Genomic DNA, 2,177 nt, shown 5'->3' on the forward strand with positions numbered 1-2,177 from the left:
AGTCATGAGCATGGGCATCATGAGCATTTGGAGCATAATCATAATCATGAACATGACCATAGTCATGATGATGTTGAATTTAGCCTTTGTGGTTGTCCGGATTGTGAAGATGATGATGACCATGGACACGGACACGAACATGGCAGTGATGAGTTATTGGCTGAAGGAAAACCTTTAATTGTTAATAGGCCAATTCAAATCATAGTTGCAAGCGGAATCTGTTTTGCAACCGGCCATATTTTAGAATGGTTATCTTTTAACCCAACATTTGTAACTCTTGTATTCATGTTGGGTGCATTGATTGCAGGTTATGAAATAGCTATTTTGGCATATAATTCACTTGTTAAAAGACACACTGTTGGTCCTGCAATGCTGATGTGTATTGCGTGTGTGGCTTCATTCATTATCGGGCACCCTGAAGAGGGGGCTGCTGTAACATTCTTGTATTTCATAGCGGAATTCCTGGAAGATTATGCAGAACATCGTGCTAAACGTTCTATCAAATCTTTAGTTGAAATAGCTCCTGAAACTGCAAGAATAAAAGTGGGAGAGTCTGAAGAGCTTAGAAATGTTGATGAGGTTAACATTGGTGAAATAGTTATTGTAAAACCTGGGGATAAGGTTCCGTTAGACGGTAAAGTTATTGCGGGTTCTTCATCAATTAATCAGGCTTCCATTACTGGTGAAAGTGTGCCTGTTTTAAAGGAAATTGGTGATGAGGTATTTTCAGGTACTGTTAATGAAGACGGATATCTGGAAATTATTGTAACTAAAAAAGCTAAAGATTCCATTATCTCAAAAATTGTTACTTTAGTTAAAAGGTCCCAACTCAACAGGTCTGAAACAGAATCTTTAGTTGAAAAAGTGGCTAAATATTACACTCCGATTATGATGGTTGCAGCGGCATGTGTTGCATTCATTCCGCCATTATTTTTTGGCCAGAACTTGGTTGATTGGGTTTATAGGGCACTTTCACTTTTGGTAATTTCCTGTCCGTGTGCATTTTTAATCTCAACACCTGTAGGTATGGTGTCTGCTATTACTTCAGCTACTAAAAATGGAGTATTGATTAAAGGCAGTACATATATTGAAGAGATGCGTGATGTAAAAGCAGTTATCTTTGACAAAACTGGCACTTTAACAGAGGGGAAATTAATTTTAAGTGAGGTTGAAGTTTTGGATGAAAACTTCTCAAAAGAAGATATCCTAAGAATTGCAGCATCTCTTGAAAATCAATCATCTCATCCTATTGCTAAAGCCATTGTGGATTATGCAATAACAAATGATGTTGAATTAAATGAAATTGATGAATTTAAAAATGTGCCTGGAAAGGGTATTGTGGCAAATATCGGCGAAGAGCAATATTATGCAGCCAATGAATCGTTAATTGAAGGAAGCCTGTTTGACATTTCAAGAGATGAAATTAATAAATTCTCTGCTGAAGGAAAGACAATAATATTTATCGGAAACTCTGAAAAAGTTCTAGCCATTATCACTGTATCTGATAAAATTAGGCCAAACGCTCATGAAGTAATGGCCGACTTAAAAAAGCAGGGTGTAGAAACAGTAATGCTTACCGGGGATAATAAGATTGCAGCGCATAGTGTCGCATCCCAAATCGGAATAGATTATGTTTACTCTGATTTAATGCCTGAAGATAAGCTGAATATCCTGGATACCATTAGAAATAAATTTGGTGATGTTGCCATGGTTGGTGACGGCATCAACGATGCGCCAGCACTGGCACGTGCGAATATAGGTATTGCAATGGGTGCTGCAGGTTCTGATGTAGCTATTGAAGTGGCGGATGTTGCATTAATGCAGGATGATATCTCAAAACTTCCATATCTGTTCTCACTGTCACATAAAACAATGGGAATCATTAAGCAGAATATTTCTATAGCCATTGCAGTTAAATTATTATGTGTGGTGCTTGCAATTTTGGGCATTATCACATTGATGATGTCTGTTGGTTTCGGGGACTTGGGCTTAACAATGCTTGTTATCCTGAATTCCTTTAGGATTGGAATGGTGAGAGATCCACTGTTCTAATCTCTTTCTTTTTTTTTAATGTCTGGCAAATATCAGTCCTGTTGAATATTTTCAAGGGATTTTAAAATATGGGTGTCCGCCAAAATTAGTTTTTGGCAGACCAGTTGATTTTTAATTAAAATATT

Annotated in this window: 1 protein-coding gene; it reads left to right on the forward strand. The window is 37.2% G+C overall.

Features of this window, described 5'->3' with window-relative positions:
• Positions 1–2,052 (forward strand): cation-translocating P-type ATPase (locus tag Q4Q16_RS09235; RefSeq protein ID WP_303347437.1); only part of this gene is annotated, 2,052 nt, incomplete at its 5' end.
• Positions 2,053–2,177: the final 125 nt, after the last annotated feature.

Source organism: Methanobrevibacter sp., assembly GCF_030539875.1.
GTDB lineage: Archaea > Methanobacteriota > Methanobacteria > Methanobacteriales > Methanobacteriaceae > Methanocatella.